The sequence below is a fragment of the Lacrimispora sanguinis genome (genome assembly GCF_044987295.1).
Lineage (GTDB): Bacteria > Bacillota > Clostridia > Lachnospirales > Lachnospiraceae > Lacrimispora > Lacrimispora celerecrescens_B.
This window is the reverse complement of the sequence record NZ_CP173277.1, coordinates 580488-604092: the sequence shown is the minus strand read 5'-3', so window position 1 is coordinate 604092 and position 23605 is coordinate 580488. Positions and strand designations below refer to the sequence as shown.

The window sequence follows — 23605 nt, the reverse complement described above, 5'->3', positions numbered from 1 at the left end:
TCATGGAATTCTGTAGAAGTATGGAAATGTTTTTATTATTGAAGAATCTGTATTGTCTTATTTCATGGATTGTTTTATTTTACGGATTGTTTTATTTATTATCTTGCTACAAGTATTTTCAAGTCTTGCAATAATTAGTTAATAAATAATTTAGATGGCCCATAGTTTACATAAAAATATTATGTAAACTATGGGCCGCAATTCACGTTTCTCAATTATAAATCTCAATGAATCCCCAAACGGAATAAACCGATTACCTTACCCAGAATTTCTACATTTTCTACAATAATCGGATCCATGGAATCGTTCTCTGGCTGAAGGCGGTAATGTCCCTTTTCTTTAAAAAATCGCTTTACAGTTGCGGAATCCTCAACCAATGCTACCACAATCTCCCCGTTATGGGCTGTAGGGCAGTGTTCAACAATAATCTGATCACCCTCAAGTATGCCTGCATTGATCATGCTGTTTCCCTTAACTTTTAACATAAAGGTCTCGGCGTTTGGGAGAATGTCAGCTGGTATGGGATAATAATTTTCAATGTTTTCCTCAGCGTAAAGAGGCTGTCCGGCCGCTACGGTACCAAGAAGCGGTACGTTCACAACTTCCCTGCGTGTCAGCTGAAAGCAATCGTCGATGATCTCGATGGTCCTGGGCTTGGTTGGGTCTCTTCTTATGTATCCCTTTTCCTCAAGTGTCTCTAGGTGAGAGTGGACGGATGATGTTGATTTTAAACTGACCGCTTCACAGATCTCCCTGACTGCCGGTGGATAGCCCTTCTTTAAAATTGTCTCTTTTATATATTCCAAAATTTCCTGCTGTTTTGGGGTAATTCTCTCTAGCGCCATGGTGCGGCCTCCTCAATCCTTATTCATTAAAACTATAGTAACATATGTTCGATAAAAATGCAAACCTTTGTTCGAAAAAATGCAAAATCAATTGACAAACATATGTTCGTAGTGATATGATAATGACAGGAAAAGAACGGATGTTCTGTTTGGGATTGTTTTAAAGGAGGTAAGCATATAATGAAGAAATTAATAGCACTGTCATTGGTCGTTTTGCTTGGTTCACATTTTTTTGGCAATTCTATTATGAATGCCCTTGCTGGAGAGACGGAAACACTGGCATTCGAAAAGTATTATACAAGCATTGAGATCCAAAAGGGGGACAGCTTATGGAGCATAGCCGGATCGTATTTGGAAAACAGCGGCATGACTACTGCCCAATATGTAAAAGAATTAAAGAATATAAACGGATTAAAAGAAGATACCATTCACAGCGGACAGTATTTGACTATTGTGTACTTTGCATCTGAATCGAATTAAAGCGCGAGATAAATGGAAAAACCAGAAAGGGCTATTTTCAAATCCATTGATTTTATTGGAATTATATCTTAGAATAATAGAAGCGACATCTCTTTAAGGGGTGTTCTGAAGTTCAGAATTATTCTTATAGTCAAAGGATTTAATATAATTATGAAGATAACTTTTGGAATTTTAGCCCATGTAGATGCTGGGAAAACCACCTTTTCAGAGCAGGTACTATACAGAGAAGGTGTAATCAGAGCTCTGGGCCGTGTAGACGCGAAAAACGCATGTATGGATCATGATGACATTGAGCGGGCAAGGGGAATAACCATATTTTCAGATATGGCCGGCTTTACTCGTGGCAATGATACCTATTATCTGATTGATACGCCTGGTCATACAGACTTTTCAGCTGAGATGGAACGGGCTTTGGAAGTAATGGACTATGCTGTCCTGATGATTAACGGCACAGATGGAATTCAGGGGCACACGGAAGCCATCTGGAACCTTCTGGATTGTTATCATATCCCTGTATTTTTATTTATCAATAAGCTTGATGTGATTTCGGCATCTTATGAAAGGGTTTTAACTGAGATTCGAGAACGTTTTTCCTGCAATATCCTGGATTTTCAAAGCATTAGCCTTGAGAAGGGAAATGAGGGTACCCTGACAGATGATTTGATTGAGAATGTATCTGAATGTGATGAAACATTACTGGATAAATGGTTGAATGGAAGTATTACTTTTGAAGACTTAAGACCTGCCATGGTTTCTCAGATTAAAAACCGGAAACTATTCCCCTGTTTTGGCGGCAGCGCTTTAAATGGAGAGGGAATAGAAGCATTTCTTAATGTCTTTTACTATTCCACAGAAGCTTCCTATCCAGTATCAACTCCATTTAGCGGAAGAGTGTTTAAGATCCGTTATGACGGACATGGAGAGCGAATGACGTATATGAAGATATTAAGCGGCGTTCTCAATGTCAGAGATTCCTTATCAACGGATGAGAAGGTTCATCAGATAAGGGTGTTTCAGGGTGAGCATTTTACGGCTCTTCAGAAGGCTTCTGCAGGAGATGTGGTGGCTGTCACCGGTCTTCGGACTACCAGAGCAGGCCAGGGGCTTGGGGAATGCTATGATATGCTCGTCCCGGCACTTCAACCCACCCTTCAGGCAAGAGTCTTGTACTCACCCGAGATACCTGATCGGGCAATCTTACAGATGTTTCATATTCTGGAGGAAGAAGAACCTGGGTTAAGTGTGGTATGGGAAGAGTCTTTGCGGCAGTTAAAAGTGAATATCATGGGTAAAATCCAGCTTGAGGTTCTGGAACAGGTTGTTTTAGAAAGATTCCAGACGAAAATATCCTTTGGACAACCAGAGATTATATATATGGAAACCATAGAGGAGCCGATTACAGGATATGGACATTTTGAACCGCTTCGCCATTATTCAGAAGTTGCATTAAGGTTAGAACCTAGTGAGAGAGGAACGGGGATTACATTTGAGAGTCAATGTCATGTGGACAGACTTGGGATCAATTATCAGAATCTGGTACGTACTCATGTGTTTGAGACCATTCATAAAGGAGTTTTAACCGGATCGGAACTGACGGATATTAAGATTATCCTGGTTGATGGAATTTCTCATATCAAGCATACTGAAGGCGGAGATTTCCGGGAGGCAGTATACCGGGCGATTCGTCAGGGCCTTATGAAGGCAAAAAGCCTGCTTCTGGAGCCTTATTACAGCTTAACGATATTAATCCCGGATCCTCTAACCGGAAGGGTACTGACGGACATTACAAAGTATTCAGGTCGGTTCGAAGCTCCGGTTCCGGATGGAAGTGGGAGAACTGTAATAAGAGGGCTGGGTCCTGTTGCTTCTTTTATGAATTACGGTGAAGAATTGATGATAATGACTGGAGGAAAGGGAAGTATATCCATGATGTTCTCTCATTATGATAGATGTCATAATGAAGCCGAGGTTCTTGATCATTATCAATATAACCCAAATGAGGATATTAATAATCCTTCTTGTTCTGTATTCTGCCAGAAGGGGACTTCATTTGTAGTTAATTGGGATCATGCGGAAGAATATATGCATACTCTTAGATAAATGTAATTTATTATTTTTACCATAACTACAGTTAATAAATTATTGATAAAGATTCTGAAGTCCGGATCTCCTATTTATAATAGGGAGTAAAGGGGCTTAATCGCTAATTATAAGCGGCAAAAAGAAAAGCGGCAATGAATTGCTTGCCGCTTCAGGCTAATGATAGAATCCAGTCAGAAATATCATTTATAACCTGCTCATCTATGTGCTGAGCAACCTTATATTCTTTTCTTGCCTTTTGTATCTTTCCATAAATAAAAGGCATAAACAAATGATTTAGATTATGGTACAGTTTGAAAGTTACATTTTGTTTTTCTTTTAACAATTCTTTGTATTGGTTAAAGTCTTTTTCTATGGAAACATGGAAATCTTTATCTCCTTGCAGAATTAACATCGGCTTATTTAACGGACTAAGATAGTCAGCCAATGGATGTTCGCCCATTTCCTTAAAGTAGTAGGCTCGCCCATATTTTCCTAAGACCAATGCTGATTTTGCTTCTTCATCACTCATGTTATATATGTTTTCAAGTTTGAATGATAATTTTGCTATTTGTTTTCCTGCGATCACTTGTAAAAAACGATTCAGTGATTTAAGAACTTCGTTATTTTGTTCAATAATGACATCTTCAAGTTTCCTTGTACTTCCGCCCATGATAATTAGTCCGGTATAATTTCCGCCTTCCGCATCAATTCGCGGAGACAGCATTCCTCCCATGCTATGGCCTATTATAAATATTCTTTCAGAATCAATGCGTGAGTCTTTACGTAAGAGAGCGGAGGCAAGGATAGCATCCTCTATAACTTCTTCCTTAACTGATAATTCTGGGCGATCTCTCATTTCTTTGCCATATATAAATGTTCTCTTATCATAACGCAAAACAGCAATTCCCTTTTTAGATAAACCTTCTGCAAGGTCTTTGAAAGGATAATTATTCCCTATTTTTTCATCCATGTTCAGTGGTCCGGAACCATGCACCAGTACAACCGCTGGAAATAATCCGCCAGTTTGTATAGGAATGCTTAATATTCCGTTTAGCGGATACTTTGTTTCAGCACCGATAACGATTTTCTCCTCATGCATTGTATTTGCCTCCTATTATCTCAATTCATTTATTATAATAGATCATTCCTTTATTTATACATTATGGCTAGTGGATTTTTGGATAGACATAAAAGGGTTCATAATTTTCAGCCCTTTGCATATGTTAATACGCTTTTCAGTCAGTTTATTGCTAAGTTACGGATATATTGTTTGTTAAAAAAGAGAATGCATTGTATAATAAATTCATATGACATTGTGACGGGGGAAGGGTACATATGGTCAAATTAGAAGAAGTTTTTGGGGTTAGCAGAATGCCTGTGCTAAGCTATATTGAACGCCAGGAAGTTGATGGGGCATTTGAGAATGCATTAAGATCGGATAAACAAATAATAGTTTATGGTGCATCAAAACAAGGTAAAACTGCTTTGGTTAGTAAATATCTGCCATATAGTGATTGCTTGGCTGTTAGTTGCAGTCCCAAAAGTCAAGTCTCAGATATTTATAAATCGATACTTAGAAAGCTTGGTATCGAAATATTGACTGATAAGCAGAAGAGTAAGAGCGGCGGTGTTGAAATTGGAGCTGTAGCAAAAATTAAATCGAAATTACCATTTTTAGCGGCTGCGGAGGTTGAAGGTTCAGCAAAAGCTAATGCATCAGCTGAACAGCAACTTACTTATCGATCAATAGAGTTTAACCTAGAGCTGCCACAAGACATTTTTGATTTGTATAAACAAGCTAACTCTGATAAATTTGTCATACTTGAAAATTTTCATTATCTTTCTAGTGATGTCCAAAAGCAATTAGCGTTTGATTTACGCACTTTTCAAGAGCTAGGATTAAGATTTATCATTTTAGGTGTATGGAAAGAGAAAAACAGACTTATTCAATTTAACGGTGATTTGCAGGACAGGATAGCAGAAATACCGGTTGAACCATGGGATAACACAGAATTTATTAGCGTAGCTAAAAAGGGAGCGGAAGAGCTTAATATTGAAATTTCAGATGAAATATTACTAAGACTCTGTGAGGAATCGATGGGAAGCATTGGAGTTGTTCAGGAGCTATTGAAACTGTTATGCTTGGAAAATGGGATATTACAAAAACAAGGATTAAGAAAATATATTGTTGACCAGATGACTCTTGATCACGCTATTACAGCAAAATGTGATGATTATTCTTCAAGACATGTTCGTGCACTGGAAGATATTGCAAAGGGGCAGAGAGATATTAAAGATAAGGAAAAAAAGCCTTTGTTCTTGCCTTATTACTTTGTTGTTGCAATCTTAAGTGTAGATTTTTCGACTATTCTAATGGGGGTGCCTCGTAAAAAGATAGAAGAGTTAATTAAAAGCCGCCATCACAGAAGTGCCGATATAAGACCAAGTGATATTGGGTATCTGCTAAGTAGTTTAGCGAAGTTGCAAACAGCGAAGAAAATCCAGCCACCATTATTTGATTATGATATCTCTCAACGTACTATAAATATAATTGATTCAACATTTTATTTCTTTTTAAAGCACTGTGATAGAGGGGAAATAATAGAAAATATTGAAAATCCATTAGAATAAGTTAATGGTTTTTAATATTGTGCAAAGAACTTGAGTTTCTCGAACTGCACCTTTATATCGTTTTAAATTTCAGGAGGAGTATAGCAATGGAGAAGGTAGGAAAAACAGGGTCTAAAATCACAAAGAATGTTGACGAGTTAGTCAGGCAGTTTCGCACCATTCCAGACGATTTGCTTTATGACGAAACGTATATGGAGCGATTTGTCCTTGAAAAGATCGGTCTTAACAATGAAAGCTTAGGTGAATTAGCACCGGAACTGGCCCCGTATTATGGAACGGGTATATATTTGGCAGAACCCAAAGCAGTTTTCAAAGTATATGATTTGGGTATTGAAAAACGCTCGGAATTGCTCGTCGTATCTTGAGATAGGAAGCCGTTGGTGTGGGACTTTTATTGTGACCTGTGAAGTACTATGGCGCGTGAATCCAAATTTTATGCTCGCTATCGCCTCCGATTTAATAGAAGTAACTCCTTTTATAAAGCGATTATCAGGCGCACTCAAAGATCATATGTTAGTTAGACAGTTTTCAAATATTATCGTGCACCATGATGTTTGCTCCGACACATGCCCGAAATCAACCTTGTTGTAGAACAGTCTAAAACGGTTGGAGTCTGGCATGAATAACACGGAGTTTATAGAGCAGTACCAATCGCTAAAAGGTAGTTACTTTGGTATCGGTGTACTTTTTCATGAATAAAGAAGATATTGAATTTAGCTCGTCTAAAGTCTGTAATCAGCTTTACAGAAGCTGGCTGTGACATTATCACTTTTTTATTTTTCTTCACTGTAAATTCAATGTTTTTCTTGCGATTTTATATAGAAGATCTTCATTATTTAATAGTATAGTGGCACTAAGAACAACAAATAATAAAAAGACGATACATATGAGATGTGTTTTCTTTTTCATTGCCAATAAAGCAACATATTCTCTAAGTAAAGCGTTATACCAATAATAAAATTTTGTTTTAGCACCAATTCCCTGTGCCTTTAAGTGAACCTTTTTAGCATAAAGGCTTGCACGAAACACATGATAGTTTGTAGTAGAAAATAAAATTCGAGTATGCCGAAGGTCTTTTTCTTTACTTTCGATTAGAACCTTTGAAAATAACATGTTTTCATAGGTGTTTTTAGATTGGTCTTCAACTAATATTGATTTTTCAGGTATACCGTGTTCTAACGCATATTGCTTCATCGCCCAACTTTCCGGCATAGCCTCATCTTTACCCTGCCCTCCTGACATAATTAAGATAGGAGGAGCACTTTTCCTTTTTTGATTCAGATAAACTTTAATAGCTTTATCGATACGCCCAGCCAGCAATGGAGAAACTTTGTTCCCATGGATAAGGCCAGAGCCTAAGACAATAATATAGTCTTTTTTTCGAATTGGAATATAAACTTGATACACGAAAGAAGATAACAAATAATTCGAAAACATAAATATCAGGTAGAATAAGACCGTATTGACCACTAGCTTTACATAAGAAAATACATTATTAAGGTCTGTGTTTCGAAATGATATCATTCCTAAAATCATCAAGGCTATTATGCAGATACCAAGAAGCAAACTCAATAAATTAGATAAACTTCGCCCTTCTCTTTTCATCAAGAAATAGGCACTTCCAAATGAAAAAAGTAAAATAACAAATATTCCACTCAATAACAAAAGAACCAAAAGAGCAGAAATAAAGGCAATAAGATAAAATAATAATGTACTGTCAAACACATCTGCAAGCATTACAAGAGAGAGGCCACCTAATATTAATAATATAAAAAACAAAAATCCATTAAGTAATGATCCCCTGTTTCTATTTACGATAAATATAAAAAACACAAGATAGATTATTGTAATTAGATAAATGTACATACTATGCCTCCTATTTCCCTACTAGAAAAGCACTTTCATTTTAGTAAGTAGTTGCTTGAAAACCCATATATAATATATCAATATTTGATTAGCTTTAGATAATTATACAAGAAACTCTTCGAACAATCAATTCTTTTGAATTTTTGCAGGTTACAAGAGGCTATGAGGAGGGGTTTAGTGATTATCATCTCTTTTAGTCGTCAGTACTATAAAATTGCGAATTAAGTGGTCAGGATCTTAATATGAGCAAGTGAAAGCACGCTAAAAACAGCGGTCAAGATAAAACCTGGCTGCTGTTTTTTAGTTCCAGAGGAAGATGTCCGCAAGCGGTCGCACTTCGGTGCAGGAATCTTCACCCCGGAAAGTGGTCGAACATTTTCCTGGACTGGGAAGGCGTACAGTGGTTTGTCTGCTTAAATGTCCGGTTAAAGGAAGGGAGACTGGAGAAGCCGGACTGCATGGCTACGTCCATGATAGACAGGTCGGGATTCTCCAGCAGCTTTGTTGCTTTTCCTACTCTCTGGGCAGTGATGTATTCGGGGAATGACATCTGAGAACCTATGCCTGAAAACAAACCATGAAGACCAAGACGTACTTTCACTACCCAGTTTAAGCAACAGATTGTAGATCTTTATCGTACCGGCAAGAGAAAGTGCGATATTGTTAAGGGAGTATGATATTTTAAAGCAAGCAGCGCTGATCATGGTCCACTCTGTCGAAGGCAAGCAGTGGCTGTATATCTTCATCAGGAAAAATTTCTGTTATACAAATCGAAAACTTGACAATTGTCAGATTTATATTATACTATTAATTATATGTTATTTGAAACTCTATGTGTTTTTTAAAATAATAAATAAAATAAGTTTGTATTAAAGAAATAAATTCAAATTTAATTCAAGGATAACTTATTTGAAATACATTTTCTTTGATATGTATATTTTCTTTTGACAATTTTATTTTGTTATGTTAAATCACATTGAAATTTAGGTAACAGGTTTTCATCATTGAATCATAAGATTTTAGATGATTGCCATAATATAATTATAAATCAAGGAGGCTTATAACTATGGAAAATACTGGAGTTATGAACGTTGAGTTAAGAAAAAGTACCAGAAAGGGTGACAATAACCAGTTAAAAAGAGAAGGATATTTACTGGGAAACATAGCTGGTAAAGGTGTTGATTCAATCTCAATAGCTGTTAAGAAAGATGTATTTAGAAGATCAATGAAAGAGTTTGGCCGGAATGGCATTTTTAAACTGGTTGTTCCTGATGGACAGAGTTATACCGTAATGGCAAAAGAAATACACATTGAACCTGTTAAGAACGAAATTGCTCATTTGGATTTTCAAATGGTATCTTTTTCGGAAAAAATCAAACAGGAAGTGGCTATAAAAATTACCGGAGCAGAACTTCTTGAGTCAAAAAGGTTGTTGATTAACAGTACCATAGATTCAATTTTACTGGAGGGCTTACCTCAGGATATTCCCGATGAAATAGAAATTGATGTTTCTAATATGGAGGCTGGTGAAAGTATTCAATTTAGTGATGTTAAACTTCCGGAAGGACTTACCTCAACTATTGATCCGGAACAAAAAATGATAACAGTTGTTGGTTCTAAGATACGTGAAGCAGTTGAAGGTGAAGCGGCCGAAAGTTAAGAGGAATGACGGCATTCACTTTTCATATGAAAATATTATAAGAGCCTGATGAATATGTGAGAAGCCGCCGTTGCGTATGTTTCTAACGGCGGCTTCTTTTATCAGCTTAATTCTTTTGCCAAATCCCTAATTTTTGTCTCAATAACACGGATTGTTTCAATAAATTCTTGATCGTTTTTTCCAGTTGGGTCGCTCAATCCCCAATCCTCACGGCGCTTACAGGGTAGGAATGGGCATTGGACGTTACAACCCATAGTCACCACGATGTCCACGGGCGGAATTTCTGACAAGAGCTTACTATACTGTGTCGCTTCCATATCAATATTATAAAGCTGTTTCATTAGGCGCACAGCGTCTTGATTAATTTTAGGTTTGGTTTCCGTCCCTGCCGAATAGCACTCCATAACATCACCTGCAAGATGGCGGCCTAATGCCTCTGCAATTTGGCTGCGGCAAGAATTATGAACACAAATAAATGCTACCTTTACCATATCATTTGTCCTTTCAAAGTGTTAATAAACGGTCGCCTTTGATTTCTTCGGCACTCCATGAAATTAATGCAAATTTACCATCAGCATGTTTATCAACACGATTAAGCCATTCTACCTCATTTGCCGCCTTTGCTGCCAACATAGGATTGGTGGTACCTGTGCCGTACAAGGATTGGTTGATAATCCACCATTGCGCAGATATACCAGCTCGCTTCAAATCGTCCTCCAAACGCAATGCCTCGTAAACAGGTGTTGCTTCGGGCAAAGTTACAATAAGAACTTCGGTTTCGTCAGATTTCAGTCTTGGTAGAAGCTTCTGAACGGATTCCGGGATTTCACCTTTTGTTCGCTGGATTTCATGATTGTAACTTTGAGTGGACTCCAGCAAAAGAAGAGTATGGCCAGTAGGTGCCGTATCAATCACCACTACCTGATCGTCGGCTTTATCAACTATTTCTGCAAAGGCACGAAACACAGCAATTTCCTGAGTACAGGGAGAGCGTAGATCTTCCTCAACATAGGCAATATCTCCATCGCTCATACCAGACGCACGGGCCTTACCGATTACTTCGGACTGGTACTTTTTCAGTTCTTCGGCCTCGTCGATATGGCTCATAGAAATGCCGCAGTTTTCGTCCAGTACAAATTTCAGATGTGCGGCGGGGTCGGTGGTTGTAAGATGAACTTTTTCTCCGCACTTTGCAAGGCCCAAAGCCACAGCAGCAGCAATAGTAGTCTTTCCTACGCCACCTTTGCCCATCGTAAAAATAACGCGCTTACCGCTTGCTGCCAGTTCGTCGATCACATGATTCAACGTGGGTACATGAACGGCGTTTAGCGTTTCGGTGTGTACAGTTACATGATCTGTATTCAGTAAAGCACGCACATTTTCAAGCCCTGTGACGTTATAGGCACGTAAGGGTACCATATGGAGAGGCAGCGTTTGTAAACTATCGGGCATAACGCTAAGTGCTGCCTGCTGTTTTTCATACAGGTTCAAAGAAAGCGAATCGCTATATTCAGTCAGCACACCATTGATAATCAGCATTTGATTGCGGACCCCTAGTGAAGAAAGCTCGCCGGAAGCCCGTGCTGCTTCTTTGAACGGTGATGTTTCTGGGCGTGTTACAAGAATTAATGTGGTCAGGTTCCCATTTGCCAGAGTTTCCACAGCCTCCTTATAAATTGCTTTTTTGCTCTCCAAGCCGGAAAGTTGGCCCAAACAGGACGCACCGTGAGTGCTCTCGCTGATAAAGTCACTCCATGCTGATGGAAGCTGAAGCATACGTAGAGTGTGACCGGTGGGTGCGGTGTCAAAAATAATATGGTCATATTCCTTTTGTACCTTGCTGTCTGTGATAAAATTGGAAAATTCATTGAACGCTGCAATCTCCACAGTGCAGGAACCGGAAAGCTGTTCTTCCATGTTAGCGAGAACAGCGCCAGGAAGTTTGCCACGATAAGGAGCAATGACGCTTTCCCGATATTCTGCAGCGGCTTGTATTGGGTCGAGATTTGCCACAAACAAATTAGGCACATCAGGAATCGGAGTCCCCTTGTTTGTTAGCTCTAGTGAGAACACATCCTGTAAATTAGAGGCTGGATCGGTACTGATTAGCAGCACCCGCTTACCGCTGTCTGCCAGAGATACAGCAGTGGCGCAGGCAACGCTGGTTTTACCAACGCCGCCCTTGCCAGTATAGAAAAGGTATTTTGTAAGTCTGATAGTACGAGGGTCGAACAAATTCACTTTAGCAGCAACCCCCTTTACAGCAGCAGCTATCGCTACTTTGTGCCTTTTCCACTGGTTTTCCCAGCAGGTCGGCAGGTAGGCCTAACCACTCCGTAAACTCCGCATTGGTGGGGTATTTGCCGGTCAAAACGATCTTTCCGTCCATTACGGTAACGGGTAAACCGTCCGGACCTTTGTCGTTAATGAAGTCATTCACGACTTTATTATTCACAAACTCCATAGGTGCGCTGTTGAGATTAAAGCGATCAACGGTTACGCCATGCTTTTTCAACGTATCAAGTACAGTAGAGATACGAAGCAATTCTGGGTCAACCCCTACTCCGCAAAGTCCAGTCGAGCAGCACATAGCAGGTTCAAAAATTTGCATTGTTTTCATAAAATTACCTTCTTTCATTAAATTTATTTTAGAATCGCGTCCCGTGAGGAAGCGTTCTAGATTAGCAGGAAGCGTGTAGGGGAGGCTATTATGCGGGACCCCTCCATAAATTGTACGCAAGATACCATCTATAACCATTACTTTTGGGTCAGCTTAAACCACACATATTGTTTACGTTGTACTTCTTTGCGCTATCCTCTGATACTCCATTCATATTGTTTAAACTATATGGAGTTTTTATATCATTTGTGGTACTGTTCATATTATTTAGCCTATAAACAGCCTGCTGGTTGTTTGACACATCATTCATGTTATTAATGCTCAATTCTCCAACCATATAAATCCTCCTTATCAATGTGACCCTGCTAAAGCTATTGTTTGACATTGGGTTCTGGGAACCAATGGGTGGTTTTATTTGCTATTTTCACAAGAAAAAGCATTACGGGTACTTCAGTCAAAACCCCAACGGTAGTAGCAAGCGCAGCGGCGGAGCTGGTACCAAACAGGGCGATTGCCACCGCGACAGATAGTTCAAAAAAGTTTGATGCGCCGATCATTCCAGCTGGTGCGGAAATGGAGTAGGGCAGCTTCAGCAGTCGGGCAGCATAGTAAACGATAAAGAAAATCAGAAACGTCTGAATAATCAGAGGTACAGCGATTAAGACAATGTGTAGTGGATTGCGGATTATTGTTTCGCCTTGGAACGCAAAAACCAGTACAAGCGTTAATAATAGTCCTATCGTTGTAATACCATCAAATTTTTTAACAAAAGAATTGCTAAAATATTCTTCACCTTTCTTTTTAATGACCAGTGTACGGGTCAGCATTCCACCTGACAGCGGAATTACTACAAACAGCACTACCGATAAAATTAGAGTATCCCACGGTACCGCAACATTGGAAACACCAAGCAGGAATTTTACAATGGGTACAAAGGCTACTAAAATAATAAGGTCGTTTGTTGCTACCTGTACAACGGTATAAGCAGGATTCCCATTCGTTAGGCTGCTCCACACAAAAACCATCGCAGTACATGGAGCAGCTCCCAAAAGTACCGCTCCTGCCAGATATTGCGTTGCCAAATCTGGCGAAATAAATGCTTTAAAAATTACAAAGAAAAAAAGTGAAGCTAATGCATACATTGTAAATGGCTTAATAACCCAGTTAGCAATCCATGTGACATACAACCCTCTGGGATTTTTTCCGACATTTTTAATACTTTGAAAATCTACTTTCATCATCATAGGGTAAATCATCAGCCAGATTAAAACTGCCATCGGTATAGATACTTTGGCATACTCAAACTGATTCAGAAAAGCAGGAATAGCTGGCAAATATTTTCCTATTATTACCCCCACTACCATGCAAAGAATAACCCATACGGTAAGATATTTTTGAAAAAAACCTATACCTGTTTGTTTTTCGGATTTCATATAATTATACTCCTGTCATATTGAATTTTTTCTATATAACGACAAATTTTTTATCGGTGCCAAATTTCCCTAAGGAACATGACACCGACAGCTGCGGTGACAGCAATGCATCTATATATCACCACCTTTACGATGGCAAATGCAATCGGGTTTTGAAGTGAATATCTCCCCTAATTGCTGATAAAAAGCTTTTAGGCGTTCATCATTCAATGAGTAATAAATCCATTTACCCTCGGGCCTTGCTTTCACTAAACCAGCGCTCATCAATACTTTCATATCATGGGATAGGGTTGGCTGGGTAATATGAAATCTCTCCAAAATATTACAGGCGCACAGTTCACCGCAAGAAAGCATATCAACAATTCGTAATCGTTTTGGATCGGACAAAGCCTTAAGGACTTTGGCATTCTCAATATATTTTTCTTCCATAGTACAACCTCACATAGAATTTTTTCTATATATTATTGTATGCTGTAAGAATAGAAATGTCAATATAGTTTTATTTTTTATCTATTCTATATTTTAAGTCGGAGCTGGAGCACGGACTATTTGGAAGAGGAGAGGGCCTACGATAGTATTATATGAGATGGACTTGGTGGAGACGGGAATATGGAAGAGGAATCATGTAAAAAAGTAGATTTTATGCTTGCCCGAATTAAAAAGTTGATAGAAGATGATAGTAATCAATATTCAAGTAAACGCCAAATTTCCTCTAGGCTAATTGAAAACGCCGCTTTTCAGCGGCGTGAGTTTTTGAACAAAAAATTATTTTTAGTTTTTTACTTATAATTTGTCAATTTGTTTCACGTAGTTTTACCTTATTTCTGGCACTGCGCCGGCGTTCGTCTTCCAAAGCAGCGTAGTGTTTTTTGGTGGTGTTGACATCTGAGTGTCCTAAAACATCTGCAACCAGATAGATGTCCCCGGTTTCTTTATACAGACTTGTTCCATAAGTGCTTCGCAGTTTATGTGGTGTGATCTTTTTCAAAGGTGTTACGAGTCTAGAATATTTCTTTACCAGATTTTCAACGCTGCGGACTGCGATCCGTTTCTTTTGAAGGGATAGGAAGAGGGCTTTTTCATGACCTTCCTCAGGAATGACGAAACTGCGTTCGTCCAGATAATCAAGAAGGGCATCCTCAACTTCAGTACCAAAGTATACGGTGACTTCCTTTCCTCCCTTTCTATGAATCCGGATCCCGCCATTTTTTAAATCAATATCATCGACGTCAAGTCCGACACACTCAGATACCCGGATCCCAGTTCCGAGCATAAGAGTCAATAGGGCCAGGTCACGGATCTTGGTTTTCGCATGATAAGCCTTTTGCTTCTCTGTTAAAGATTCCCCACTTTCTACTTCATCAAGCAAGAGAGCTACTTCATCAATATCCAACCGGATAATATCCTTTTCATGCAGCTTTGGAAGCTGCACCAGAGCAGCGGGATTTGTTTGAAGCCGCTCATTTCGGTAATAATAATTATAGAAGCTCTTTAAAGAAGAGACTTTTCGCATGATTCCTCGTTCTTTGTTGGTTACTTCCTGATTTTTATCATTAAAACGGTATTTTAAATATTCCATGTATTCTTCGATGTCCACAACCCGAAGTGAATCCAGGTGGTCTAAAGTAATATCTTGAACCTGAAGTTTACCTATAACAGGGTTTTCCTTTATTAGAAAGTCAAAAAATACTCTTAGATCATAAGCATAAGCGATCCTGGTTCTGGAAGAAGTACGTGGTTCAATTCCCCTGAAGAAATCTCCGCAGAAATTGGGAAGTTCCTTTACCAACTGGCGCAGGTGTTTTACGTTTTCAATATCTTTTTGCTGATGGTAGGAGAGAGAAGAACTCATAGTTGGACCTCGTTTCTTATATTATATAGATTGATAAATGTTTTCCGAAAGACCAGTCATTTATATTTACCTCAATAATTATTTAAATTGACTTAGTATATATCGTCTGATTCTTAGGCAGGGGTGTTTAAAGAGCTTTATGTACATTGGTATAAAGAGTGTAAGGAGTGATAGCATAATAGGATAACAGTAATCAAGATTATGTGAGATAAAATCCTTTAAGTTATAAAAATGTTGAGTAATTACCAAACCCGTTGTTTATATTACTAACTATTCGTTAAACTAGACTTTCGCGAATAGTTAGAAATCACTATATTAATCTTACCATTTCTGCAAATAATAATAACCGAAAAAAATTCACTGTTGCTATTAACCGAAATAACCGAAAAAATTTTTTACTGCTGTTTTGTCGTTTACCATTCGATACTTTTCATTAAGTATACCATATTGGAATTATCCAGTCCAATGATATTATAAAATGATGCATCTATCTGCGCATTCCTTTACAATCTGGACAAGGCACCTTTTTCCTCTTTTGATAATATAACTTCTTTTTGGACTCATAGCATAAGAATTTCGACACTCGGAACAAGTCTACCAAACGTTCCCTGAATAATTTTATATAATATCATCAGGATCAATAAAAAGCCATTACCTAAATTCCATTCCTTTATCATACTAGAATGTAATGCTTTGAAAGAAGATTTTCTACGTATAACTTCTCTTCCATTACAATAGGGACAGATTGCGTTCCCATCTACTCAGACTTTCACAGAACATTTCCATGTCATATCACACTTTACAATATATATCCTTGATGGATTTTTTCGCTTTTTGTATTTCTATAGATGGTTTAAGCATGTATTGCACTTAAAAAAACGACAAAACTATATCACTTTGTTTTGGTGTTTTTGGACCTTGTTTTAATATTTGACCTCTTTATAAAACAATTATATGGTATTACTCTTCTGTCACTTTTTAACATACGCAAAGCAGCACTGTGATTTATCAATTACTTCCTTAACACTTTTTCCAGTTGTAATCACCAGCAGACTGCCTACACTAATATTCTTCTCAGGGTTAATCTTCTCAATCTTAATCCAGGTTTTCTGCTTTCCCCTGAAAAACCAGCTGGTACTCTTCCACTTTCGGGGCACAGTGTCGGTTGCTCGTTTGGATACAATTGCATAATCTCTGCTGAGTATGCAATGTCATGGGTTCTAACCCTGCTTTCTGGGGAGATTAAGGGTTACGGTAGTGCCTTTTCCATATTCGCTTTCAATGGAGAGGGTCCCCCCATGAAGGGTCATGATCTTTCGGGAGATGGCAAGTCCCAGACCTTCTCCCACGGATTTTTTATCCGCCTTGTAAAAGGATTGGGTTATATATTTTAAATGCTCTGCTTTTACTCCGACCCCCGAATCCCGTATGACCAGGCTGACACAGTGATCTTCCATGGTCTGAGTGATAACGATGTCGCTGCTTTTTGGCGAAAATTTTATGGCATTGTCCAGCACGTTTAATACCACCTGCTTTAACTTATCCCAGTCGGCTTCTATGACAACTGGAGTAGTTTCCGTGATCAGATGGATATTCTTTTTTTCTGCCTTTTTTAAAAGTTCAAAGGTCACTTTTTTTATCAGCTCATCAAATGGAACAAAAGAGAGGGATAAACTCATCCGGTCAGACTGGTATCTTGAAAAATCGAGCAGGCTTTCCACCAGGTTGATCAACCGCTCGGTTTCTTCGTCTATGATCTTCATGCCGAACTTCATTTCGTCCTCTGTAAGGCCTTCAGGGTCTCTCATGGTTTCCGCCCAGCCCTTGATTCCGGTAAGCGGGGTCCGTAGCTCATGGGATATGGAAGAGATGAAATCATTTTTCATGTGGTCTGCCTTTGTGATCTCATCTGCCATATAATTAAGCATATCTACCAACTCCCCTGCTTCATAGGGGTAGGATTGTTCGATTTTTTCTTTATAATTTCCCTCCGCCATTCGTTTTGTCAGCATGATAATGCTCTTTAAGGGTTTTACAATGGAATTGCCCAAGTGAAAACTGACCAGGAATACGAGAAATGCAACCAGCATGCACACTACCAATCCCCAGGACAAAAGCTTATAGATTCTGGCATCCGTATCAGTCAGGGATACTTCGTATTTTAAAACACCTGCAATCTGTCCTTCATATAGAAGAGGCGTATAGACAGCCATGATTTTTTCGCCGCCATTTTCTGGTTTTTCTATGTGATAAACCGTATGGAACCGAAGAACATCAGGGTCAATGGATTCGGTTTTTTCTACCAGATATCCAGTGGAGGACTGGATCATCTGTCCGTTTCGTGTCAGCAGAGAAAGGGCTGCATCATCCATTTTATAGGCTTTGATAATGGCATCGCTTTCTTCTGCCAGCTGCAAACTGGTAAGGTCCCCCTGCTGTGTCCAAACAGGTAAAACAGCTTCTGAATGATTTTTTACAGTATCGGAGATTTCTTGATAAAAGTACCGTTTCATCCCTATGCCAAAAAAGACCATGACAAGTGTCAGGGTTAGAACGATCAAAAACATAAAATAAAGAACAACCTTCCGCTTCATGGATTTACTCCTTCCATAAATAACCATAACCCCATTCCGTACATAAATATTTAGGGGAAGAAGGATCCGGTTCTATTTTTCGGCGGATCCGGCGGATGTTTACATCCACCACCTTTGGATCGCCGGAATAATGGGTTCCCCAGACTTCATCAAGGATCTGATCTCTTGTAAATTCCTGATTTTTGTTGTTCATAAAAAATTGAAGCAGACAGCTTTCCGTAGGAGTGATCCTGATCTCAAGACCGGAACAGGATAATTTGTTACGTATACTGTCAAGAGAAAAGGGCCCTGATCGGAGGATTGTAGGTGCAGCACTTACCGTCTTATAATCCAGGCGGCGTAGCAGGGACAAGATTCTGGCTTCCAATTCCTTCATATGAAACGGTTTTGTCAGATAATCATCGGCACCGAGGATAAGGCCTTTGACCTTATCCTCATCCTGAGACCGGGCGGTCAGCATGATGATGCCTGCCGCAGGATCCAAGACTCTTATTTCTTCACAAACGGTAAATCCGTCTATGCCGGGAAGCATAAGATCCAGGATCACAACATCGATCTTCTGGCTCTTAAAAAGCATAAGTGCTTTCTCACCGGTTTCTGCTTCCAGGACATGATATTCTTTTTTCTTTAAGTTCAGGCATACAAAACTACGGATTGACAGTTCGTCTTCCACTACCAAAATTGTTTTCATGTGCGTGTTACCTCAGTTTATTTCTTCTTCCATCAGATGGAATGCACTTGCTGGAATTTTTGTCTCTTCCTTCCATTCCGAGTAAAAGACTATGTCTTTTGCGGTTCCAAGAACAGTACTGTTAGCAGGAACGGCATCCTGTGGCGCCCATTTTACCTCGAATAAAACCTTATCTCCTACGGTAGAAATCAGGTGGATTCCATTGTCCAGCCGTTTGATGGTTACACTCTCATGAAGCTCTGTCGGTATGGTGACATAAAAGTGGCGGCCGCTGTCAGAATAACGTTCCTCTACTGTCTGAAAGGAACCATCGGAACAATAATCCTTATAAGTGTAAAGGAAAGGGATATCTGCCATGGCAGCGTCTTCATAACCTTTTGGGATGTACATTCCTCCAACCTCTACGATTCCATCTCCATTGATATCCCTGCTGTAGAGCGGATAGGGTTTCATAAGAATGCTGTCAGAAGGATCGCCTACCTTTTTTAAATTGCCGTTTTCATAAACAATGATCTCTGTCAGCATGGAATGTGCGCCTATCCCGCTGTCCGCAAACAATGCTTTCTTTCCATCGGCCAATGTTCCTAAGGCAACATGCTCTAACGTTCCTTCCGGATCCAGTTCGATCTCAGAGATGGGTTTTATTCTTCCTTCCGCATAAGAATAGAGTCCGGCGGTCCGCATTTCGTTCTCTTTTTTCGATAGTACCATAAGATCAGGTATCTGGTCATCATTAAAATCGGAGATCTGAAGTGTATCGTAAGAAAGATCCGCTTTCTGTTCCAGAGTGCCGTTTTGCAGTTCGTAAATATGAAGCTGGTTGTCATGGCCGGAATCGGACAATCCGCCGCCTAGGGTGACTTCCTGCGTTCCATTGCCGTCTAAGTCAGCAAGGTCAAATGTATCAACATCAATAAATCCGGTTTCCATATCCGCTTTTTTCTGCCAGGCTCCGTTTTCTTTTACCAGAAACATCATATGGACCTGACGGTTGTCATTAGGGTCCCTGTATAAGAGAAAGGCTTCCTGATTCCCATCCTTATTTAGGTCTTCCATGTAAATGCTCTGTTTTTTCTCCGCTTTTTTTGGCGTCAGCAGTTCTGCTCCGGCAGGAAGAAATTCTCCTAATGCTGCCACTTCATCAATCGTCTTTGTCAAGGTGTTGTCTTGTCTGGGGGCTTTCTGACAACCGGCTAACAGGACCGTGCCAGCCATTAGGATTGATATCATTGCGGTATATTTTTTGTTCATTTTTGTGCTCCTTTTCTTTCAATTATGTATTCCTGGCTGATATCCCTGATAGGGTTCCACCTTCTTTTATTTAAAATTCACCGGTAGGTGGAGATTTTTGCTGTTGCGAATACTACTGTAGTATAACTGTTATTTTCCATAAATGGGTTACAAAAAAGTTACAGCTTTATGTAAGAAGAGATTTTCACATTATTTAATAAACTATATATTTTGGCTTTCATAAGTTTTAACTTGTGCTACACTACTTTTTGCCTTGCCTATACGCTCCCAGTGGTCAGTTTTGTATTGTGCAAATGACAGAATATCATTAATCGCCCAGCCTATGGGTACGGCGTACCATACCATTTGAATTCCATAGCGCGGAGCCAATGTGATAGCTATGATAACGCGGATGGCCAGATTGGCGAGGTTTGCTATAGTAAACATTTTCATATCACCTGCACCACGCAATACGCCGTCTGTTGCCATTTTTAAACCAAGCAGGGCATAGAAAAAGCCCATAAACTGCAAATAACTTGTTCCCACCTGCCGCGCAAGACCAGTCCCCTCACTGCCCAGAAATAGCGTAATGATAGGGTTATACAGACCTTCTAATAGTAGACCAATGAATAAAGCAAACAGAATTACCATCAGCAGTCCTGCTCGGTAGCCCTGCCGCACTCGCTGATGTTTACCCGCACCTAGGTTCTGCGCGGTAAACGGTGACATTGCATTTCCAATGCTTATCATTGGCACCAGACAGAGGCTTTCGACCCGCATGGCTGCTGAAAAGCCTGCCAACATTTGAGTGCCAAAACCGTTAACAACTGACTGCACCAGCATCATACCGATAGATACGGTGGACTGCTGTAGAATGGAAGGTAAGGCAATAGCAGCTATTTTTTGTAGCTTACGTGCTGATTTACTCTTAGCTATGGTATCGTCATAGCTATGCATCTCCCTCAAAAACAAAAGAAAAGATGTAGCTGCCGCAATACCTTGTGCAATCAGTGTGGCCCATGCAGCTCCTGCAATTCCCATATTCATTGGTCCGACCATATAAATGTCCAGACCAATGTTTAAAACCGACGAAAAAATCAGTAAATACAGCGGGATACGCGAACGACCCAATGCATTAAACATCGCAGCAACCACGTTATATAAAAACAAAAATGGCAATCCATAAAAATAGATATTTAAATATTCTACCGCCATGTCCAAAATATCTCTAGGCGTCTGCAGCCAGATTAGAATGTTGTAACTGCCTAAAATACCAACCACTCCCAGCAGGATGCTGAGTGCCAAAAAGATAAAGAGCGAAAGTCGGATTGTTCTCTTCATATCAGCATACTGCCGCGCACCAAAATAACGACTGGTCAAAACTGAAGCGCCGATCCCCCCACCGATTGCTATTGAAATAAATACTGTTGTTAACGCATATGACGCACCGACAGCGGCCAGTGCGTCCTCGCCGACCATACGGCCAACCACCATGGAGTCGACCATGGTATAAAACTGCTGAAACATATTGCCAATGATAATAGGCAAAGCTAGAATAAAAAGCGCTTTGAAGGGTTTATCATGAATCAGATATTTTTTACTCATTGTCAATTAACCTCCTGTATTATAGAAAGCTTCTCTTTACCAATTCTATGGTATAAGCTATGCTAGTTTTAGATACTGTGGATTAGTTCTAATCTCCTACCACTTGATGATTTACGAAAGGCTCTAACCATAATGTTGCCGTTTCCTATGTGGCAACATTATGGTTAGAGTGATTTACCAAGTCTTAATCTTGACTTTTAATAGTTATTTTTGGAAAAAAAGAGTTTTCTTCCGGGGCATTTATCGGAATTAACCCTCCACATGCAGGTTTTACAGTATAGGCAGGTACCCACATCCCGTCCTGACTTGGCATCGTTTGCCCAGTTCGGATTTACCAGAGTTCCTCTCCCTATGTCGACCATGTCTACACCGGTTTTTTGCAGAATTTCCTCAGCCTGTTCCGCGGATGCGATTCCTCCTACAGTGAAAACTGGAATGGAAACTCTTTTTCTGATTTCCTGTGCTGCGTAAATGCGGTCACTAAAAGGATAATTTTCGGGCTTTTCAGGATAGGATCTCTGTTCAAATCCATAGGAAATATCCAAAAAATCAACACCGTTTTCTTCAAGTTCTACCGCATGGGCAATACTGTCTGCAAGAGTGGGCTCAAATGCCCCCAGACGTATCCCAATCACAAATGATTCCGGAACCCGACGACGAATTTCGCTAATGATCTCCAGTGCAAACAGGGATGGCTGCTTGCCGTAGACATCGGTTCGCCTGTTGACAAGAGTATTGTAAAACTGAGAAATTAAGTAGTTGTGACATGCATGAATTTCCACCCCGTCGTATCCGGCCTTTACTGCACGCTCTGCTGCAGTAACAAAAGAGTGCTGGATACGGTGCAATTCTTCAATGGTCAACGCACGGGCCTGTTTTTCCTTACCTTTGACATTGCAGGTGATATCGCTTGGACATACAGTATCCTCCATGAAACCAAAGACCCCCGCGTGATGGAGCTGCACAAAAATAGGAGTGTGATACTGATGAACGGCATCGGTAATTCTTTTAAGCCCCTCAATGTGCCCATCTTCCCAAATGCCGAGCTGGGTGTCTGTGAGCCGACCGGTCCGTTCCACGCAGGTGCCTTCCTGAATAATAAGGCCTGCCCCGCCCTTAGCCATCTCCCTATAGTGTTCAGTTTGTCGGTCAGTTACAGTGCCGTTATCATCCGCCCAGTGATAAACCACCATGGGTGGGACGGAAATACGATTTTTTAAGGTCAGATTATGAATAGTAAGAGGTTGAAAAAGTTGTCTCATAATTAAATCTCCTTTACAGTGCAAGTTTTAAGATGTTACTATATAATAAACTAAACGTTTAGTTTTGTCAATCCTTGTTTTTTTATTAAATCTATTATATAATAAACATTGCTTATACCAGAGAATTGGTAAAGAAAAGCTATGACTCTATAATACGAGGAGGTTAATAGAATGGCAGAAAAAGGGCGTCCCAGAAGTGAAAAAACTGAAAAAGCTATTCTTGCGGCGGCATATAAGCTTTTAATGGAGGATGGATTTCAGTCGGTAACAGTGGATAGTATTGCAAAAGAAGCTGGTGTTAGTAAGGCTACAATTTACAAATGGTGGCCAAACAAGGCTTCTGTTGTAGCAGATAGCTTTTTTGCGGCGGCACAGCAGCGTATACACACACCAGATACGGGATCGGTGGAAAAGGATCTTTTACTACAGCTTGGCAATCTGAGTGATTTTTTGGAAACAGATAGAGGGCGTGTAATCACTGAGCTCATAGCACAGGGACAATTTGATCAAGATGTGGCGAACGCCTATCGGACACGGTATTTCGCACCACGTCGTCTGGAAGCACGGGAAATTTTACAGCGCGGATTGGACAGAGGAGAACTTAAAAAAGACATGAATATTGAACTGAGCATTGATTTGATTTTTGCCCCGCTATTTTATCGAATGCTGGTAACGGGTGCTGAAGTTGACTCTGATTTTATAAAAAATGTAGTTTTCTACGTCCTTACAGGCATTAAGGCATAATAGTCTCACT

At 39.8% G+C, this 23605-nt stretch carries 24 protein-coding genes; 7 read left to right on the top strand and 17 right to left on the bottom strand.

Annotation, left to right across the window (positions count from 1 at the left end; translation table 11 throughout):
- Window positions 1-224 precede the first annotated feature (224 nt).
- Entirely contained in the window at window positions 225-845 is a 621-nt protein-coding gene (lexA, locus tag ACHZES_RS02825) for a transcriptional repressor LexA (RefSeq protein ID WP_154520619.1), read from the bottom strand.
- Between the two features lie 180 nt (window positions 846-1025).
- Here lexA and ACHZES_RS02820 point away from each other — a divergent pair, with 180 nt between their 5' ends.
- Both ACHZES_RS02820 and ACHZES_RS02815 read left to right on the top strand, forming a co-directional pair.
- Entirely contained in the window at window positions 1026-1325 is a 300-nt protein-coding gene (locus ACHZES_RS02820; protein ID WP_395547965.1) for a LysM peptidoglycan-binding domain-containing protein, read from the top strand.
- Window positions 1326-1475: 150 nt separating this feature from the next.
- The gene (locus ACHZES_RS02815; RefSeq protein ID WP_395547966.1) at window positions 1476-3425 is read left to right on the top strand and encodes a GTP-binding protein; all 1950 of its coding nucleotides are present in this window, start codon (window positions 1476-1478) and stop codon (window positions 3423-3425) included.
- Window positions 3426-3576: 151 nt separating this feature from the next.
- On the opposite strand, the gene ACHZES_RS02810 is transcribed toward ACHZES_RS02815, so the two are convergent.
- Complete coding sequence (locus tag ACHZES_RS02810) at window positions 3577-4506, bottom strand: S9 family peptidase (protein WP_154520622.1); 930 nt, start codon at window positions 4504-4506, stop codon at window positions 3577-3579.
- A 236-nt stretch (window positions 4507-4742) separates the two neighbouring features.
- Between ACHZES_RS02810 and ACHZES_RS02805 the strand changes: the two genes are divergently transcribed.
- Together ACHZES_RS02805 and ACHZES_RS02800 are read left to right on the top strand one after the other, a co-directional pair.
- Window positions 4743-6038 carry a hypothetical protein gene (locus tag ACHZES_RS02805; RefSeq protein WP_395547967.1) on the top strand — a complete coding sequence of 432 codons (1296 nt, stop codon included), beginning with the start codon at window positions 4743-4745 and terminating at the stop codon, window positions 6036-6038.
- A gap of 86 nt (window positions 6039-6124) precedes the next feature.
- Window positions 6125-6403, top strand: coding sequence for a hypothetical protein (locus ACHZES_RS02800; protein ID WP_038282060.1), 279 nt, complete (start codon window positions 6125-6127; stop codon window positions 6401-6403).
- A gap of 418 nt (window positions 6404-6821) precedes the next feature.
- On the opposite strand, the gene ACHZES_RS02795 is transcribed toward ACHZES_RS02800, so the two are convergent.
- Window positions 6822-7904: a YdcF family protein gene (locus tag ACHZES_RS02795; protein ID WP_395547968.1), complete on the bottom strand. Its 1083-nt coding sequence runs from the start codon at window positions 7902-7904 to the stop codon at window positions 6822-6824.
- Window positions 7905-8256: 352 nt separating this feature from the next.
- Window positions 8257-8505 carry a helix-turn-helix transcriptional regulator gene (locus ACHZES_RS02790; RefSeq protein WP_395547969.1) on the bottom strand — a complete coding sequence of 83 codons (249 nt, stop codon included), beginning with the start codon at window positions 8503-8505 and terminating at the stop codon, window positions 8257-8259.
- A 465-nt stretch (window positions 8506-8970) separates the two neighbouring features.
- Here ACHZES_RS02790 and ACHZES_RS02785 point away from each other — a divergent pair, with 465 nt between their 5' ends.
- Window positions 8971-9564, top strand: a complete 594-nt coding sequence (locus ACHZES_RS02785; protein ID WP_038284485.1) for a 50S ribosomal protein L25 — start codon at window positions 8971-8973, stop codon at window positions 9562-9564.
- A gap of 101 nt (window positions 9565-9665) precedes the next feature.
- Here the strand turns inward: ACHZES_RS02785 and ACHZES_RS02780 are convergent, their stop codons facing one another.
- The 6 genes from ACHZES_RS02780 to ACHZES_RS02755 form a co-directional block, all read right to left on the bottom strand.
- Window positions 9666-10055 carry an arsenate reductase ArsC gene (locus ACHZES_RS02780; protein WP_038284486.1) on the bottom strand — a complete coding sequence of 130 codons (390 nt, stop codon included), beginning with the start codon at window positions 10053-10055 and terminating at the stop codon, window positions 9666-9668.
- Between the two features lie 13 nt (window positions 10056-10068).
- On the bottom strand, window positions 10069-11805 hold the full coding sequence (gene arsA, locus ACHZES_RS02775; RefSeq protein ID WP_395547970.1) for an arsenical pump-driving ATPase: 1737 nt from the start codon (window positions 11803-11805) through the stop codon (window positions 10069-10071).
- A gap of 1 nt (window position 11806) precedes the next feature.
- Window positions 11807-12184, bottom strand: coding sequence for an arsenite efflux transporter metallochaperone ArsD (gene arsD, locus ACHZES_RS02770; protein WP_038284490.1), 378 nt, complete (start codon window positions 12182-12184; stop codon window positions 11807-11809).
- Between the two features lie 148 nt (window positions 12185-12332).
- Complete coding sequence (locus ACHZES_RS02765; RefSeq protein ID WP_154520627.1) at window positions 12333-12521, bottom strand: hypothetical protein; 189 nt, start codon at window positions 12519-12521, stop codon at window positions 12333-12335.
- Window positions 12522-12555: 34 nt separating this feature from the next.
- A complete protein-coding gene (gene arsB, locus ACHZES_RS02760; protein ID WP_395547973.1) occupies window positions 12556-13617 on the bottom strand; it encodes an ACR3 family arsenite efflux transporter in 1062 nt (353 codons plus the stop codon).
- Between the two features lie 111 nt (window positions 13618-13728).
- A complete protein-coding gene (locus tag ACHZES_RS02755; RefSeq protein WP_038284496.1) occupies window positions 13729-14046 on the bottom strand; it encodes a helix-turn-helix transcriptional regulator in 318 nt (105 codons plus the stop codon).
- A gap of 180 nt (window positions 14047-14226) precedes the next feature.
- Between ACHZES_RS02755 and ACHZES_RS02750 the strand changes: the two genes are divergently transcribed.
- Window positions 14227-14406 (top strand): hypothetical protein, encoded by a 180-nt coding sequence (locus ACHZES_RS02750; RefSeq protein WP_395547974.1) that lies wholly within the window; start codon window positions 14227-14229, stop codon window positions 14404-14406.
- Between the two features lie 4 nt (window positions 14407-14410).
- Here the strand turns inward: ACHZES_RS02750 and ACHZES_RS02745 are convergent, their stop codons facing one another.
- The 7 genes from ACHZES_RS02745 to ACHZES_RS02715 all read right to left on the bottom strand — a co-directional run bounded on the left by ACHZES_RS02745 (window position 14411) and on the right by ACHZES_RS02715 (window position 22851).
- Entirely contained in the window at window positions 14411-15469 is a 1059-nt protein-coding gene (locus ACHZES_RS02745) for a tyrosine-type recombinase/integrase (RefSeq protein WP_038284500.1), read from the bottom strand.
- Window positions 15470-16440: 971 nt separating this feature from the next.
- Entirely contained in the window at window positions 16441-16626 is a 186-nt protein-coding gene (locus ACHZES_RS02740; protein ID WP_395547975.1) for a hypothetical protein, read from the bottom strand.
- A gap of 63 nt (window positions 16627-16689) precedes the next feature.
- On the bottom strand, window positions 16690-18063 hold the full coding sequence (locus ACHZES_RS02735; protein WP_395547976.1) for an ATP-binding protein: 1374 nt from the start codon (window positions 18061-18063) through the stop codon (window positions 16690-16692).
- Window positions 18064-18067: 4 nt separating this feature from the next.
- The gene (locus ACHZES_RS02730) at window positions 18068-18754 is read right to left on the bottom strand and encodes a response regulator transcription factor (protein WP_395547977.1); all 687 of its coding nucleotides are present in this window, start codon (window positions 18752-18754) and stop codon (window positions 18068-18070) included.
- 12 nt (window positions 18755-18766) lie between these two features.
- Window positions 18767-20005, bottom strand: coding sequence for a hypothetical protein (locus tag ACHZES_RS02725; RefSeq protein WP_395547978.1), 1239 nt, complete (start codon window positions 20003-20005; stop codon window positions 18767-18769).
- 201 nt (window positions 20006-20206) lie between these two features.
- Window positions 20207-21589, bottom strand: a complete 1383-nt coding sequence (locus ACHZES_RS02720) for an MATE family efflux transporter (protein ID WP_395547979.1) — start codon at window positions 21587-21589, stop codon at window positions 20207-20209.
- Window positions 21590-21786: 197 nt separating this feature from the next.
- On the bottom strand, window positions 21787-22851 hold the full coding sequence (locus ACHZES_RS02715; RefSeq protein ID WP_395547980.1) for a tRNA-dihydrouridine synthase: 1065 nt from the start codon (window positions 22849-22851) through the stop codon (window positions 21787-21789).
- Between the two features lie 171 nt (window positions 22852-23022).
- Between ACHZES_RS02715 and ACHZES_RS02710 the strand changes: the two genes are divergently transcribed.
- Entirely contained in the window at window positions 23023-23595 is a 573-nt protein-coding gene (locus ACHZES_RS02710) for a TetR/AcrR family transcriptional regulator (protein WP_038284507.1), read from the top strand.
- The last annotated feature ends 10 nt before the right edge of the window (window positions 23596-23605 follow it).